The 16,550-nt window shown below is 72.7% G+C and carries 10 protein-coding genes and 1 pseudogene; 5 read left to right on the plus strand and 6 right to left on the minus strand.

The genetic code is table 11. The annotated features are described in order from the left end of the window. Position 1: 1 nt before the first annotated feature. Positions 2–4,393 carry a S8 family serine peptidase gene (locus tag C569_RS0114370; protein ID WP_026268144.1) on the minus strand — a complete coding sequence of 1,464 codons (4,392 nt, stop codon included), beginning with the start codon at positions 4,391–4,393 and terminating at the stop codon, positions 2–4. A 260-nt stretch (positions 4,394–4,653) separates the two neighbouring features. On the opposite strand from C569_RS0114370, the gene C569_RS0114375 reads away from it, so the two are divergent. The 3 genes from C569_RS0114375 to C569_RS0114385 all read left to right on the plus strand — a co-directional run bounded on the left by C569_RS0114375 (position 4,654) and on the right by C569_RS0114385 (position 10,146). Next, a complete protein-coding gene (locus C569_RS0114375; protein WP_018786480.1) occupies positions 4,654–5,205 on the plus strand; it encodes a winged helix-turn-helix domain-containing protein in 552 nt (183 codons plus the stop codon). Positions 5,206–5,226: 21 nt separating this feature from the next. Beyond that, positions 5,227–6,672 (plus strand): cryptochrome/photolyase family protein, encoded by a 1,446-nt coding sequence (locus C569_RS0114380; RefSeq protein ID WP_036345837.1) that lies wholly within the window; start codon positions 5,227–5,229, stop codon positions 6,670–6,672. 243 nt (positions 6,673–6,915) lie between these two features. After that, positions 6,916–10,146, plus strand: coding sequence for an Ig-like domain-containing protein (locus C569_RS0114385; RefSeq protein WP_026268145.1), 3,231 nt, complete (start codon positions 6,916–6,918; stop codon positions 10,144–10,146). Between the two features lie 63 nt (positions 10,147–10,209). Here the strand turns inward: C569_RS0114385 and C569_RS33175 are convergent, their stop codons facing one another. The 4 genes from C569_RS33175 to C569_RS0114410 form a co-directional block, all read right to left on the minus strand. Beyond that, complete coding sequence (locus C569_RS33175) at positions 10,210–10,380, minus strand: hypothetical protein (protein ID WP_155945544.1); 171 nt, start codon at positions 10,378–10,380, stop codon at positions 10,210–10,212. A 351-nt stretch (positions 10,381–10,731) separates the two neighbouring features. Continuing rightward, positions 10,732–11,559, minus strand: a complete 828-nt coding sequence (locus C569_RS0114395) for a DUF72 domain-containing protein (protein ID WP_155945549.1) — start codon at positions 11,557–11,559, stop codon at positions 10,732–10,734. A 324-nt stretch (positions 11,560–11,883) separates the two neighbouring features. Then, a complete protein-coding gene (prfH, locus tag C569_RS0114405) occupies positions 11,884–12,489 on the minus strand; it encodes a peptide chain release factor H (protein ID WP_018786486.1) in 606 nt (201 codons plus the stop codon). Continuing rightward, complete coding sequence (locus C569_RS0114410) at positions 12,486–13,634, minus strand: RNA ligase RtcB family protein (RefSeq protein WP_018786487.1); 1,149 nt, start codon at positions 13,632–13,634, stop codon at positions 12,486–12,488. Before C569_RS0114410 ends, prfH begins: the two co-directional genes overlap by 4 nt. A gap of 240 nt (positions 13,635–13,874) precedes the next feature. Here C569_RS0114410 and C569_RS34885 point away from each other — a divergent pair. Beyond that, a pseudogene (locus C569_RS34885) lies at positions 13,875–14,027 on the plus strand (peptidylprolyl isomerase); the annotation flags it as partial. Continuing rightward, a complete protein-coding gene (locus C569_RS33185; RefSeq protein WP_255327271.1) occupies positions 14,001–14,297 on the plus strand; it encodes a DUF2804 family protein in 297 nt (98 codons plus the stop codon). The pseudogene C569_RS34885 and the gene C569_RS33185, both read left to right, overlap by 27 nt. Here the strand turns inward: C569_RS33185 and C569_RS0114420 are convergent. After that, positions 14,230–16,491: a catalase gene (locus tag C569_RS0114420; protein ID WP_018786488.1), complete on the minus strand. Its 2,262-nt coding sequence runs from the start codon at positions 16,489–16,491 to the stop codon at positions 14,230–14,232. The genes C569_RS33185 and C569_RS0114420 overlap by 68 nt on opposite strands. Positions 16,492–16,550 lie beyond the last annotated feature (59 nt).

Raw genomic sequence — 16,550 nt, forward strand, 5'->3', positions numbered from 1 at the left:
GTCAGCAGCGGTTGGGGGAGAGGGTGAAGTTCTCAACGGTGGGCGTACTGCTGTTGATCCTCGTCTGGCGCGTCTGGGGCTTCCAGCCGTCCTTGGCGGCGATCAACGTCAGGGGGTTGTTGCGCCGGTCCATCCAGTAGGCGTACCGGCCCTCGGCATCGGTGGTGAAGGTGTACGAGTTCGCCCAGGAGTCGACCTGCACCGTCACGCCCGCCAGTGGCGCGGTGACGCCCTGGCAGCTCCTGCCGGAGACCGTGCCGGACAGCTTGCCCCAGGTGGTCGGCGGCTGCGCGGTCATCGTCACCGCCACCGGCTCCACCGTGTACGGGGTGTTCTCCTTGATCACCACGGACGCGGAGTACGTACCGGGCTGGTCGACGTCCGCGGTCATGCCGACCGTGACTGTGACCTTCTCACCCGGCGCCAGCGTGACAGCCGACGTGTCGATTGTCAGCCAGCTCACGTCGGCCGAGCCCTCGGCGCACTCGCCGAAGCCGGGCAGGACCTCGCTGTCCTTGGTGGCCGTGAAGCCGCCCGACGAACCGCCGATCTTGTAGAACCCGCAGGCCGCGCCACCGCGGTAGCGGGGGGTGTTGGCGTTGGGCAGGTTGGCCCACGAGCCGGTCGCCGGGTCGAACGCGAAGCCGGCGTTGGTGATGGCGCCGCCCTGCGACCCGCCGACGACCAGAAGCTTGCCGTTCGCGACCGCGTACGACGCGGCCCAGCTGTCGGCCGGCGCGTCCGGGATGGCGGTCCAGGTGCCGGCGCCCGGGTCGAAGGCGTAACCGGCCTTCTGCGAGACCGTCCCGTCGTTGCCGCCGGTGCAGTAGACGGTGCCGTCGATCCCGCCGCAGGACAGGAACGCCACCGACCTCGGGTATGCCGGCAGCGTCTCCCAGGCGTCGGCGCCCGGGTCGTACCGGACCACCGAGTTGGCCATCGGCGTGCAGCTCGCGGTCGTGCAGCCGCCGATCGCGTACAGTTTGCCGCCCGCTACCGCCTGGCCGGCCGCCGCGCGCGGCGCCGGGTTGTCGGCCTTGCGGGTCCAGGTGTTCGCCGCCGGGTCGTACGAGAAGGTGGCGGCGTCCGGACCGGCGGCGCCCCAGCCACCGGTGGCGATGATCTTGCCGTCGATCACGCCGACGGTCATGGCGTTGCGCGCGCCGGGCAGGTCGGCGATGCCGGTCCACGCCTGGGTGATCGGGTCGTACCTGTAGTTCTTGGCGCTCGACGTGGTGCCGTCGCCACCGGCGATGGAGTAGGCGGTGCCGTCGACGGTGACGACCCGGTTGTCCATCACGTTCGCCGGGTAGCCCGGGATGGTGGTCCAGGGGTCCGCCTGCGGTGCGGCGGCGGCGATCGCGTTCGACGACCTGCCCGACGAGCTGGCCGCGAACGACGTGGCGGCGGTCAGCCGCTGCACCGGCGCGCCGGTGGAGCCGAGCAGCGCCTGCTCGGACAGCTGGGAGCCGTCGGCCCGGTGCAGCACGAACCCGCCGTCGCGCTCACCGAACTCGGCGGTGACCGGGGCCCCGCCCGTGTTGGTCACCGTGAAGGTCTTGCTGACCTTGCCGCTCGGCATCCGGACCGTGCCGGTGATCGAGGTCGGCTTCACCGACAGCCGGCCGGCGGCGAGCTGGAAGTTGGCCGCGGTGGCCCGGTCCTCCTCGACCGTCACCTGCTTGGTCTGACCCACGTAGTTGCCGGCGCCGGCGGTGAACGGGTGCTTCCCGGTCAGCGACGAGAACATCCAGTAGAAGCCGTCGGGCAGCTCGGTGTCATCGGGCGTGGCGACGGTGGTTGCCTTCTCCGCCGGGCGGTCCTTGCTGGTCACCGTGGCGCCGTTGACGTAGCTCTTGTCGTTGGCGTCCCGGACGTGGCCGAGGACCAGGCCGCCCTGGACCGGCTGGCAGACGAGCCTGCTGCCGATGAGGACGTTGTCTACCTGCCACCACCATTCCCAGCTCGCCTCGTAGTAGTGGAACCGCACCCGCACCTGCGACTGGCCCGCCGCCTGCGGGATCGGCACCTCGGTCACCCGCGGGCCGCGGACGTCGGCCGCCTGCCGGAGCACGTTGCTCCACGTGGTGCCGCCGTCCAGGCTCAGGTCGACGTCCGCGCGGTCGCTGTTGAGCCAGTTGTAGTCCTGGTTGAACCGGATCACCGGCGCGGTCACGCCGGTCAGGTCGACCACCGGGCTGACCAGCGAGGTGTCCTGCCGCCCGCCGCTGCCGTAGTTGTCGCTGTCGATGATGGCGAAGTTGCCGCTGCCGCCGGTCAGGTTGCCGCGCTCACCGGCGTCGGTGAACTCCCAGTCCTGACCGGTGCCGGCGTTGTCCTCGACGGTCCAGCCGTCCGGCACGCCGGTGCCGTCGAACGTCTCGTACTCACCGTCGGAGCTGACGGTGTAGCCGGGGGCGGTCGTGCACGCCTCCGGGTTCGCCTCCACCGCGATGTCGGCGGTCGCGTTGCCCGCGCCGACAGTGATCTCCTTGGTGGTGGTCAGGTAGCCCGCGTACCGCGGCTCGACGGTGAGCCGGTACGTGGTCCCGGACGGCAGCGACAGGCTGTAGCGGCCGGTCGACGGCGTGGTGTAGTCGGAGATCGGCGTTCCCTCGACGCTCACCTTCGCGTACAGCGGCCAGCCGTGCCCGGACCCGTCGGTGACCTGACCGCTGACCGTGACGCTCGGTACCGCGGTGAGCGCGACGTCCAGCGTGGTGGTCGTGTCCGCGGTGATCGTCGCCGACAGCGTGCGGGTCGCGTACCCGAACGCCGAGACGACCGCCTGGTAGTCACCGGCCGGCAGGAGCGAGGAGTACGTCCCGCCCGCGCCGGTGGTCAGCGTGCGGTCCGCCGCGCCGGTGAGGGTGACGGTCGCGCCGGCGATCCCGGCCCCGGTGGCGGCGTCGGTGACCTTGCCGGCGAGCGTGCCGTTGTCCCCGATCGGGGCGGCGGCGAGCAGCGCGAGCGCGTCCAGCCGGCCCTCGCCGTAGACGTTGTTGTCATCGGTGGTGCCGCCGCACTGCGCGTCGGCCTTGTCGATCGCCGTGTCGTTGAGCAGCGCGCGGGTGGCCGTGACGTCGCCGACCAGGGTGGGCGCCGCCGACCAGAGCAGCGCGATCGCGCCGGCCAGGTGCGGTGCCGCCATCGAGGTGCCGCTGGCGCTGGCGTACGCGTTGTCCGGCACGCTGGAGCGCACGTTCACGCCCGGCGCCGAGATGTTCGGCTTGATCTCGCCGTTCTGCCCGGTGCCCCGGGACGAGAAGCTGGCGATGTTGTTGTTGACGTCGTACGCGCCGGCCGAGTAGTTGCTCGCCAGGCTGCCCGGTGAGCCGCTGGTCTGGCAGGACGGGCCGTTGTTGCCGTTGGACCAGACGCCGAAGATGCCGGACGCGGTCCACGCGTTCGTGACGTCCTCCATGAACGGCTCGTTGGACGGCGTCGTGGTGCCCCACGAGTTGTTGATGATGTTCGGCCGCTTGCTCGCGTCCGGGTTCTCCCCGTCGAGGTCGGTGGGCTCCAGCATCCACTGCCCGGAGGAGATCAGCGCGGCGTCGGACGGGCAGCACCCGTTCGCGGCGATCCACTTGACCTCGGGGGCGACGCCGATCTGGTTGGCCCCGTCGGCGCCGGCCATGGTGCCCATGGTGTGCGTGCCGTGGCCGTCGGAGTCGCACGGCGCGGTGGCACAGTCGCCGGCCGCGTCGAACCAGTTGTAGTCGTGGTCGAAGGTGCCGTCACCGTTGTTGCCCCGGTAGGCGTCTACCAGCGCCGGGTGGTCGAACTGGACGCCGCTGTCGATGCTCGCCACCGTGATCCCGGCGCCCTTGACGCCGTACTGGGACCAGACGTCGTCGGCGTTGATGTTGGCGATGCCCCACTCCAAAGCGTTCGCCGACTTCTCGTCGGTGCCCGGGGTGGTCTCCGGCAGCTTGTACTCCACCGGTGCGTACAGGCCGTCCACCTCGGAGTGGGCGGCGAAGTCCTGTGCCAGGGCCAATGAGCCGTCGGTGACCTTGATGGCGTTCGTCGCCCAGAAGGTCTGGTACTTCGTGCCCGAGCGGTCCAGCTCGGCGCGGATCTTCGACTGGCTGCCGGCGGCGGTCTTCTTCAGCGCCGCCGCGACGGCGGCGCCGCGCTCGTTCCAGTCCTTGATGGCGGCGGCCTTGCTCAGGTCCGCCCTGGCGCCGAAGTGGATCCAGAAGTCGCCCTCGCTCTTGCCCTGGAGCTGGCGGGTGAGTTCGGGGCGGATCTTGTCGCCGGCCGAAGCGCCCGTCTCGGCCTGCGCCGCCGTGCCGGTCGCGGCCAGTGCGGTGGCGGCGAGCACCAGGGCGGCGCCCGCGCTCACCAGCCGCCGGGCCGGGCCCCATCTGTGTGGACGTCTCAGCATCGGTGCTGCCTCCTGTTCAGATGACCCGCGGATGATCGAGCCATGGCAGAAGGGCCAGGAGACGAACTCTCCCGACTGCTAGACCGGTGTGACAAGAACCCCCCAGGCCCCCTGGGCGCCGTGCGGGTCTGCGCCGGACGCCTGAGTGGACACTATGATCGACAGCAGGGAACGATCAATGACCGTACGTGAGCAACATGTCACCAACAGGTCCCCCGGATCGGGCGGCCTGTTGACAGTTTCTGTCACGGTGGGGCGCGGTGACGACTGACGGCACGAACGCGGCGGACTCCGGCACCGACCCGTCGGAGCGCCCCTTCTCGCTCGTCATCGGGGTGACGCCGTCCCCGGCCGAACGGCTGCGGCTGACCGAGCTGCTGGACGGCGTCGCGCCCCTCCTGATGGTTGCCGATCTGGACGAGCTGCGCGAGTTGATCACGGACGCGTCCGGCCCGGCCGGCGCGCCGGTTCCGCCCGTACCCCCGGCGAAGCCCGCGCCGGACGGCGCGCTGGTGATCGACGCGGCCCGGTCGACCGCCCGGTGGGGCAGCCGGGAGACCGCCCTGACCCGCCTGGAGCGCGACCTGCTGACCTGCCTGACCGCCGAGCCGGTCCGGGTGTGGAGCTACGCCGAGCTGCACCACGCGGTCTGGCACGACGCACCGACGCACGGCCGGGCCGACGTGCAGTCACTGGTGAAGCGGTTGCGCCGTAAACTCGACGAGCTGGGCACCGGCGTCACCATCGCGGCGGTACGCGGCGTCGGCCTGCGGCTCACCGACCACCGCCACCCCAGGGTGCGCGGCGGCTGACCGCACGTCCACTGTGAAGGGATGGCATTGGCACCCTGGCGCTGGCTCCTGGCGGATCAGGTCGGACCGCACTTCCTCGACGACGACACGCAGCCCGTCCTGCTGGTGGAGGCCCGGTCGCTGTTCGCCGCCCGCCCGATGCACCGGCAGAAGGCACACCTGGTCCTGTCCGCGCTGCGGCACCGCGCCGCCGAACTCGGCGACCGGGCGCGGCTGGTGCGGGCCGGCACGTTCCGCGCCGCGCTCACCGGGCTGGGCGAGCCGGTCGAGGTGGTGCACCCGGCGTCCCGGGCAGCGCTGGCGTTCGCCCGCACCGTGGACGGGCTGACCGTGCTGCCGCCGCGCGGATTCGTCACCGACCGCGCCGACTTCGCCGCCTGGGCCGACCGGCGGCGCGGCCGGCTGCGGATGGACGACTTCTACCGGTACGCCCGCGAGCGTCACGGCGTGCTGCGGGACCTGCCCGCGCCCGCCCGCCGTCCCCGCGCCCGGACACCTGTCGACGTGCCGCCGCCCCCGCCGATCGTCGAGGACGACATCGACGCGCAGGTCCGGCGGGACCTGGACCGCTGGGCGGACGAGGGGACCCGGTTCACCGGCCGGGACGGGCCGCGCCGTCACCCGGCCACGCACGCCGAGGCGCAGGCCCGCCTCACGCACTTCCTGGCCCACCGGCTGCCCGCGTACGCCGACACCCACGACCTGCTCCGCGACGGCGACCGGCAGCTCGCGTACAGCGCGCTGTCGTCGGCGTTCAACAGCGGCCTGCTCGACCCGGAACCGGCGATCCGGGCCGCCGAGCGTGCCGCCCGGGACGGCGCCGCGCCACCCGCGGCGGTGCACCGGTTCGTGCGTGGCCTGTTCGGCTGGCGCGAGTTCCTGTGGCAGCTCTACTGGTACTTCGCGCCGCAGTTCCGGGGCGCCGGCTGGCTCGCCGCCACCCAGCCGCTGCCGGAGTGGTTCGACCGGCTCGACGCCGACGCGGTGGAGGCCCGCTGCCTGGCCGACGTGCTCGCGGGCGTCCGGGACACCGGCTGGGCGCACCACACCGCGCGGTTGACCGTGCTCGGCAACTACGGCCTGCAACGCGGCTGGCGTCCCGCCGACCTGGCCGACTGGTTCCGGCGCAGCTTCGTCGACGGCGCGGACTGGGTCATGAACGCGACAGTCATCGGCATGAGCCAGTACGCCGACCTGGCCCGCGTCGACACCCGGCCGTGGGCGTTCGACGGAACGCACGTGGACCGGATCAGCGACCACTGCGCCGGCTGCCGGTACGAGCCCGGCGTGGCGCTCGGCGACACGGCGTGCCCGTACACCGGTGGTTTCGAGGCGTTCTGGCACCGCAACCGGGAGCGGCTCGCGGCCGACCCGAGGCTGTCGGCGGCGCTCGCCGGGCGCGACGACCCGAAGCGGCGCGACGCGGTGCTGGCGCAGGAGGACAAGCGCGGCAGCGAGGCGCCCTGACGCCCGCCGGGACGGTGGTGTCCCAAACCGGCCGGCACGCACGGGCCGGACGGTGACAGCCGGTGATCCGATCGGCGGAGCCGCACCGCCGGTGTGGCCGAAATTGATGGCAACCGGTCGATTACCGGTGCGGCGCGTATCGCGAGAAGTCTTTGCCTCCTACGGTGGCGTCCGGCACGCGGACGGAGGGGACTCGGGAATCACCCGAGGGGGCCGTCCCGGCGGACAGGGAGAGTTGTCTCGATGCGAGTTTGGCTTCGCGCGGTGGCGGCCGTCGCCGCCGGCGCGACAGTGGTGGCGGGAGTGCCGGCGGTGGCCGCCACCGTCACCGTGCGGGAGGCCGGTGTGGCCGGCCTCACCGGCGCACAGGCGACGGGCAGCAGCGCCGCGCTCGGCGCCGCGCGTACCACCGCGACCCGTGCGCTGGTGACCCCCGGGGACACCCGGCTGATGCCGACCACGCCCCGCACCGACACGCCGCGGATCACCAACGGCGAGATCACCGACATCGAGGTGATCGGCAACCGGGTCTTCATCGCCGGCACGTTCACCTCGATCGCCAACGTCGGCGGATCCGCGATCGCGCAGCGGTCCCTGGCGTCGTACAACCTGGACACCGGCAAGGTGGACACCGGGTTCAAGCCGGTCATCGACGGCGCGGTCGCCGCGGTGGAGGCGTCGCCGGACGGCTCGTCGCTCTACATCGCCGGCTCGTTCAACACGATCAACGGCGTCACCAAGCGCAAGATCGCCCGGCTGAACCCGGCCACCGGCGCGCCGGTCGCCGCGTTCACCGCCACCGCCAACGCGCGGGCCACCGCGCTCGCCGTGAGCGGCAACGCCGTCTACGTCGGCGGCCAGTTCGCCACCGTCAACGGGGTCGGCCGCAGCGGCCTGGCCGCGCTCAATCCCACCACCGGCGCCGTCGACACCGGATTCAACCTGCCGGTCACCGGCGGCATCGGCGTCGGCGGCATGCTCACCGTGCAGCAGCTCAAGCTCACCCACGACCGCAGCAAGCTGCTCGTCGTGCACACCGGCCGCCAGATCGGCGGCCAGGACCGCTACGGCGTGGCGCTCATCGGTACGGCGAGCAAGGCGCTGCTGCCGTGGCGTACCCGGCTGTGGGAGGACAACCTCTCCTTCGTCGGCGGCATCCAGCGCGTCTTCGCCGGTGACATCGCGCCGGACGACTCGTACTTCGTGGTCACCAGCGGCTCCGGCGGCGACCGCCCGCCGATCAACGACACCGCCATCGCGTACCCGCTGACCGGAAACGACCACGTCGAGCCGCTCTGGATCTCCCGGCACTTCGACAGCATCTACTCGGTCGCGATCACCGACACCGCCGTCTACGTCGGCGGGCACTTCAGCTGGCAGGAGTCGCCCACCTCGAACGTGCCGTGGCCCGGCCTGGACAACGTCGGCTACGGCACCGGCCAGGGGCTCAGCGGCTACGGCCTGGGCGACCAGGTGGTCCGCCGCGACCACCTCGGCGCGCTGGACCCGCTCACCGGCACCGCGCTGGAGTGGAACCCCGGCTCCAACTCGTACGAGGGCGAGAAGGCGATGCTCGCCACCTCGCGCGGCCTGCTCGTCGGCGGTGACGGCAACGTCAAGGGCGGCAAGACCACCGGCCGGGTCGCCTTCTTCGACCTCTCCAAGCAGCCCGCGCCCGCGGCGCTGGACACCACCGTCACCACGCCGATCGAAGGCGCTGTGAAACCGGCCGGCGAGTCGTTCACGATCAGCGGCCAGGCGCTCGCCCCGGCCGGCGTGGCCCGCGTCCAGCTGGAGATCCAGGACCGCAACAGCGGCAGGTACCTCCAGGCCGACCTGACCACCTGGGGCGCGTTCAAGGCGATCAACACGACGGTGGCCGCGCCGAACGCCACCTCCACCACGTGGAGCCTGCCGGTGACGCTGCCGGCCGGCGTCTACCAGTTGCAGGCGAAGACGTTCGACAGCAAGGGAGCCGGCGACACCACCAAGGCGGTCAAGAAGATCGAGGCGTTCCGCTTCGACGACCTGCCGCCGTCGACCCGGATCAGCGCGCCGTCGGCCGGCCTGCTCGCCACCCAGACGTTCGTGGCCTCCGGCACCGCCACCGACGACAAGGGCGTCAACTCGCTGATCTACTCGTTCCGCACGCCCGACAACCGGTACCTCCAGGACGACGGCACCGTCGCCGCCGTCTACAACACCTTCCGCGGCGAGCCGGACGTGATCGGCGCGACGTCCGCCACCTGGCAGTACGAGGTCACGCTGCCGGTCGAGGGACAGTGGAGGATGACCGCCACCGCCGTCGACACGACCGGGCAGAGCGACCTGCGCGGCGACACCCGCGACTGGACCGTCTCGGCCAACGGCGTACCGCCGACCGTGGCGATCACCTCGCCGGCGGCGATGACCCCGCCGGGCAACGCCGTGCCGTTCACCGTCGCGCCCGGCGGCGCGGTCACGTTCGCCGGGACGGCTAACGACGACGACGCCCTGAAGTCGGTCGAGATCTACCTGCGCAACAACACCACCCGCGAGGCGCTCGCCAGCGACGGCACGTGGGGCGCCGACTCGGTCGCCGGCTACCACCGGATCTCCCCGATCAACCTCGACGCCGCGACGTTCGACTGGTCGTTCACTACGGTGCCGCTCACCCCCGGCGTCTACGACTTCCGGGTACGGGCCACCGACAAGCTCGGCCTGACCACGTCCAGCACCAACATGGGCCGGCTCACCGTCACCGCCCAGGTACCGGGTGACGCCTTCCCGAACGGGCTGCTCAGCTTCACCGGCACCAACCAGGACATCGACCAGCTGCACCTGGACCTGGCCGGCACCGCCACCGACGACAAGGGAGTCCAGGCGGTCCGGATCGCGCTGCGCGACCTGGACACCGGCCGGTACGTGCAGCCCGACGGCACCATGGCCGCCGCGTTCGCCACGGTCCACGCGACGCTCGCCGCGCCCGGCGCGACCAGCACCGCGTTCACGCTCCCGATCGACCTGCCCACCCGGGGCACGTACAACGTCGAGGCGTGGGCCGTGGACACCGCGGGTCAGCAGGACAACTCGACCAGCGGCGCCACCGCCCGCTACCTGGTCTACCCCGGCGACACCGACCCGACGCTGGAGCCGAGCATCACGCCGGTCGAGGGTCAGGCGTACACCGGCGGCCGGATCGTGATCACCGGCCGGGCCGTCGACGACGGCGGGATGCAGAAGGTCGAGGTGCAGATCGGCAACAGCGCCGGGCAGGGCATGAACTCGGCCGGCACCTTCGGCCGCGCGGGCGCGCCGACCAGCTGGCCGTGGATCGGCACGTTCCTCACCAGCCCGGGCTCGCCGGGGTCGAACTTCGCGTACACGTCACCGGTGGTCCCGGCCGGTACGTACACGGTGACGATCCGCGGCATGGACAACCGGGGGCAGTACCAGCAGCCGCCCCGTACCGTCACGGTGACCGTCACCGACTGACCGGACGGCCGCGCGGGCCGGTCCGCGCCGGGGCTCCCGGCGCCGGGCCGGCCCGTGCCCGTCTCAGGGACGGACCAGGCACACCCCGGCGGCGCCCGGCCGGTCCCTGGTGGCCGGCGCATCAGGCGCGGCAGTCAGGTCGATCGTGCGGGTGACCAGCTCGGCCGGGCGCAGCACCCGGTACGTGCGGCGGGCGGATGTCCGGGTCGTGGCCCTACCAGCCGTGCCAGTCACTGCGGCACAGGCCGGTCGCGCCGACCCGGACGACCACGCCGTCCGGCGCCGGCACACACCCCCGCCCGCCCCGCCCCTGTCCCGCCCTCGCCCGCTCTCCGCGATCTTGCACTTGCGGCCCGGCAAGTGCCGGGAATATCCCGTCTGCCCGGGCCGAAAGTGCAGATCGCCGCTGTCCGGGTCGTCCGCTCGCCCCCGGATGGGTCGCGCCTGCGGGTGCGCCGGGGGACATGGCCGACGGCGGTCGCTGTCGGACACGTCGTTGACCAGGAAGTCGGAGGTCGGGTGACCGTCCGGCGCGTCGCCCGGCGACCAGTCCGACCGTGACACGCGGTCGAACCCGGATTGGGCTCAGAACAGCGTGGCCGGGCCGACCGGCTCCGGCTCGGGTAGTGGCGCGAGCCCGGGAACCCGCTCGCGGACCTGGTCGTGGAAGCGGCGGGCCAGCTCGGGCGCGTCCGCGTTGTCCGGCGTGTGCACGAACACGATCGGCGAGCGGCCCTCCCGCAGCCAGCCGGTGACCACGTCCAGCCACGGCTGCCAGCCCTCGACGGTGCGGCCGGGGTCGTCCCGGCCGAGGTAGCGCACGATCGGCCGGTCGGTCAGCGCCCGGGTACGCAGCGGCAGGCGCGGTTTGCGCGTCCACGCCTCCCGCTCCGCGTCGCTGGTCGGCGGCGTCCGGAAGAACGCGGTGGTGTCGAACGGGATCCACTCCGCGCCGGCCCGGTGCAGCGTCGCCTCCAGCTCGCGGACCGCACCGGCCTCGGTGAAGAAGGCGGGGTGGCGGACCTCGACGGCGTACCTGTGACCGGCGGGCAGCGTGCGCAGGAACCGGTCGAGGCCGGGCACGTCACCGGGGCCGAACGAGCCGGGCAACTGGATCCAGAGCGTGTCCGCCCGCGGACCGAGCGGCTCCATGGCGTGCAGGAACGCCCGCAGTTCCGGCTCGCCGCCGGCGAGCCGGCGTTCGTGGGTGACCACCTTCGGCAGTTTCGGCAGGAAACGGAAGCCGGGATCGGTCTGCTCGGCCCAGGACGCCGCCGTCTCCCGGGCCGGGGTCGCGTAGAACGTCGTGTTGCCCTCCACGGCGTCGCACCACGCGGCGTACGCGCGCAGCCGCTCGTGGGCGGGCAGCGGATGCGGCAGGAATCGGCCGGACCAGGACTTGTGCGTCCACATGGCGCAGCCGACGTGCAGGCGCACCCCGGTCACCGGTAGGGCCGGAACGTCGACCCGCCGACCACGGCGCGGAAGCGCTGGCTCCGTCGCATCCGTCCTCCTCACGCGTCGCACCTCGGCGGTCCCGGGCGCCGCGCCCACGGTAGCCGGGCCGGTCACCGGCGGCGGATTGGGGCGGGACCGCCGGGCAAGAGCAGGCCGGAGGTGGTGGCGATGGCCGACGCGCCGGGCCTGCGGCGGTGCCAGGTGGTGCTGCGGGTGTACGCCGACCCGACCGGCCACCCGTACTGCGTCTTCGTCGGGTGAGGGCCGGTCGGGCCCGATCTACGGCCGCTCCACCCGTACCGGGTCGCCGCGGACCAGCTCGTCGTGGATCCGCCGGCGGGCGTCGACACCCGCGCGCCGGGCCGCCTCGTCGTCGGCGGCGATCCGCTGCCGCAGCAGCTCGACGGCGATACGGCGATTGAGGTGCAGGTACCGTTCGGTGTCGACCACGACGGTCCGGCCCGACGGGCGGTGCATGGCCCGGACGGCGGTGCTGGCCTTGTTGCGGTGCTGGCCGCCCGGCCCGCCGGTGCGGCACGGCACGAACTCGACGTCGGCCTCGTGGAACGGCGTGACCATCACGTCGGTCCGGCACGTCCGCGCGGTGACGTACCAGTTCTTCCGTCCGTGCCCCGTCCGGTACGGGCTGGGCGCCTGCCAGCAGAGCGTGCCGGTCCACCCGGCCGCGAACGGCTCCGCCCCGGCACCGGTGATCCGGACCAGCACCGACCGGTAGGTGCCGGCCCGGTCGCCGGGCACCGTCTCGACCCGTTCGGTACGCAGGCCCCGCCGGGCCGCCGCACTCTCCAGGCGGGACAGCAGCCGGGCCAGCGCCCACGCGCACTCGGCCGGTCCGCGCCCGGCGGACAGCAGCAGCTCGGTCACCGGCGGTCCTTCCGGCGCTCGTCGCGGCGGCCCACGTCCGGCGTCTTGTAGGTGACCAGCGGAACCGTGGTGGCGATCGGCGTAGCGAGGTCGTGCGCCACCAGGTCGCCGATCACCTGCTCGATGCGCTTGTACGCGGTGGGCGCCTCCTCGAACAGCAACTGCCGGTCGCCGCACACCACGACCGAGCCCACAGGCGTCCGGCGCAGCTCCTCGACCGTGTGCTTGGCCCGGCCGCGGCGCAGCGCGTCGGCGCGGGACATCTTGCGCCCGGCGCCGTGCGCCACCGAGTAGCCGGCGTCCGGCCCGGCGTGCGCCGCCACCAGGTAGGAGGGTGTGCCACGGGTGCCGGCGATCAGCACGTCCCGGCCGTCGCCCGGTGCCGCGCCCTTGCGGTGCAGGTAGCGCCCGTCGCGGATCTCGACCAGGTTGTGGCACTGGTCGACGACCGGCTCGGTGGGTTCGGCACCGAGCGCGTACGCGACGCGTGCGGCCAGCAGCCGCCGGTTGAGCGAACCCCACCGCACGGCCGCGTCGTGCCGGGCCAGGTAGGCGTCCGGGTCGGGCGCGGGACCGGCGCCGTGCGTCCCGGTGTGCTCGCGCAGGATCCGCTCGCCCAGCCCGCGTGACCCGGAGTGCACCACGAGCACCAGGTCACCGGTGCCCAGCCCGAGCCGTGCGGCGTGCTCCGGCGCGAGGACCGGCCCGACGCGGGCCAGCTCGACGAAGTGGTTGCCGCGCCCGACCGTGCCGAGCCCGTCGAGGTGACCGGCCGGGATGTCGCCGTCCAGCACCGACCAGGCCGGGTCGTCGGCGTCCGGGTCGAGCGCCCGGTCCAGGTCGGGGAACCGGGCGGCGAGCCGTTCCGGTACGACCCGGCGCAGCGCGATCGGGAACACCGCGATGCCGCACCCGATGTCGGAGCCGACCAGGAACGGGTAGAGCACGGTGGAGGACATCGCGGCGCCGATCGGCGCGCCCTTGCCGGGGTGCAGGTCCGGCATGGCGGCGACGTGCGCCATGCCGTCCAGGGCGGCGACCTGGTGGCACTGGTCGAGCGCGGCGGACTCGATCCAGCTGCCGGGGGAGGAGAAGACGGAGACGGTGGCGGGCACGACGGCCCGCCCGGAGGGGTACGCGGACACAGACGCTCGTTTCTGCGGAAGAGAGGCGGGAGACGGCAGGCGGCAAGGGGCCTGCGGGCGGGGATGCGATCCGTCAGAACGTCATGCCGGTCACCCTCTCCCACACCACCCGGCGCGGCAACCTACTTTCGACCCGCCAGGCGGGCGCGTCGACATCACCCCACCCGATCCATAGACTCCCGTCGTTCTGGTACCACGAGTCCCGGGAGGACCACCGTGTCGAGCGAAACCCGAACGTAGGACGAGCTGCCCACCGACCTGCCGCCCGCGCCGACCGACCCGACCGGCGTACGCCGCCTGTACGCGCGTGGCACACTCGCCATGGCCAACGCCGGTCCGGACACCAACGGCAGCCAGTTCTTCCTGGTGCAGGCCGACTCGGCGCTGGGGCCGCTGACGCGACGGTCGATCCAGCTCGGCGGCACGTGGACCGACGGCACCGGCTCGACCGAGAACGCGGTGTTCGTCGACGGACGGCTGCACCAGGTCGGCGCTGACCTGACCTGGGAGTACGACCGCGCCGACTGGCTGCGGCCGGGCGTACGCACAGCGTGGGGCGGCCCCGTCCGGGACCGCCCCACGTACGACTCGCAGATCAGGCGACCGAGGCCGGGAACCTCTCCCAGACCCGGTGCGCCGCCATCAGCCGCTGCACCTCGGTGAGCACCTCGGCCCCGGCGGCACCGGTCACCACGCCCGGCGTGCCCGTCACACCGGCCTGGTGCAGCACCTCGGCGCCCGCGCCCCAGGCGCCGATCACCTTGGCGTGCCGCCACGCCTCCTCGACCAGCAGCAGCACCCGCGGGTCGACGGTGGCCGAGCCCGGCGCGCCCGCCTTGGCGTCGCGGGCCGGCACCGCGTCCGGTGCCGGGGCCGGCGCGCCGGCCAGCAGCACCGCGTCGAACTCGACCGAGCGGCCGGTGGCGAACGTGCGCTGCACCGGCAGCCCGTCGACGGTGCCGCCGTGCGCGGCGATCAGCAGCGGCACCATGCCGGCGTCGAACACCGCCCGGCGCACCTCGTGCACGTCGCCCAGGTCGCCCTGGGCGTCGACCACGATGCCGACCATCCGGCCGTCGGCCGGCCACTCCCGGCCGACCTGGGACAGCGCCGGGCTGGGCTGCACGTCCGCGAGCGGCACGGTGGGCTGCGGCACGGGCAGGCCCAGGCCGGTCGCGACCTGCTCGCACAGCACCGGGTCGACGTTGGCCAGGCACTGGAGCTGCCGCTCCTTGATCACCTGGTGGTAGCACTTGCCCAGCTCGAACGTGTACGCCCGGATGATGTGCTCCTTCTCCACCGGCGACATGCTCTGCCAGAACAGGCGTACCTGGCTGTAGTGGTCGTCGAAGGAGGCCGGTGAGGCCCGGACCTTCGGCGCCTCGGCCACCGTCACCGGCGTGTCCACGAACGCGTGCTCCCGGTCACCGGCCGGGAACGGGTTGCCGCCGTCGAGCGAGTTCGGCCGGTACGGCGCCACGCCCGCGTGCACCGCGTGCTGGTGGAAGCCGTCACGCAGCATGTCGTTGACGTCGGCGTGCGGCCGGTTGATCGGGATCTGGGTGAAGTTCGGCCCGCCCAGACGGGTGAGCTGCGTGTCCACGTACGAGAACAGCCGGCCCTGCATCAGCGGGTCGTTCGTGACGTCGATGCCCGGCGGCAGGTGCCCGACGTGGAACGCCACCTGCTCGACCTCGGCGAAGTAGTTGGTCGGCGTCTTGTTCAGGGTGAGCTTGCCGATCGGCTGCACCGGCGCCAGCTCCTCCGGCACGATCTTCGTCGGGTCGAGCAGGTCGATCCCGGCGAACGTCTCCTCCGGAGTGTCCGGGAAGACCTGGATGCCCAGCTCCCACTCCGGGTACGCGCCGGCCTCGATCGCGTCGTACAGGTCGCGGCGGTGGTAGTCCGGGTCCATGCCGCCGATCATCTGGGCCTCTTCCCAGGTCAGGGAGTGCACGCCCAGCTTCGGCTTCCAGTGGAACTTGACCAGTACCGTCGCACCGGCCTCGTCGACCAGGCGGAACGTGTGCACGCCGAAGCCCTCCATGGTCCGGTAGGACCGCGGGATGCCCCGGTCGGACATGTTCCAGATGGTGTGGTGCTGCGCCTCGGTGTGCAGCGAGACGAAGTCCCAGAACGTGTCGTGCGCGCTCTGCGCCTGCGGGATCTCCCGGTCCGGGTGCGGCTTGCCGGCGTGGATGACGTCCGGGAACTTGATCGCGTCCTGGATGAAGAACACCGGGATGTTGTTGGCGACCAGGTCGAACGTGCCCTCGTCGGTGTAGAACTTGGTGGCGAAGCCGCGGGTGTCGCGGACCGTGTCGGCCGACCCGCGCGAGCCCAGCACGGTGGAGAAGCGGACGAAGACCGGCGTCTCGCGGCCCTTCTTCAGGAACCCGGCCCGGGTCACCTCCTCGGCGGTGCCGTACGCGACGAACGTGCCGTGCGCGCCCGCGCCCCGGGCGTGCACCACCCGCTCCGGGATCCGCTCGTGGTCGAAGTGGGTGATCTTCTCGCGCAGGTGGTGGTCCTGGAGCAGGACCGGGCCGCGCGGACCGGCCTTCAGCGAGTGGTCGGTGTCCCGCAGCCGCGCCCCGTTGGCGGTGGTGAGGTAGGCGCCCTGCTGCCCCTTGGCGATCTTGGGTACGCCGGTTTCGGCGCCGGTCGGGGTCCGGGTGTCCGGCGCGCCCTGCTCGTCCTTGGGCGGCAGCGGCCCGTGCGGCGTGGTCGGCTCCTCCAGCGACGGCGGTGCGCTGCCGGGAGCGCCCGGCACGTCCGGAGTCAGCGCGTCGCCGACCTTCTCGACGGCGGCTTCGACGACACCCTTGACGATCTGGCTGGGCTTGCTGGATTCCATCAGGACCTGTCCTCCTACAGCGAAAATGTCCAGGCACACCCGCCCTACCCTGGCTCGGG

It is taken from the genome of Micromonospora sp. CNB394 (genome assembly GCF_000374985.1).
Classification (GTDB): Bacteria; Actinomycetota; Actinomycetes; order Mycobacteriales; family Micromonosporaceae; genus Micromonospora; species Micromonospora marina.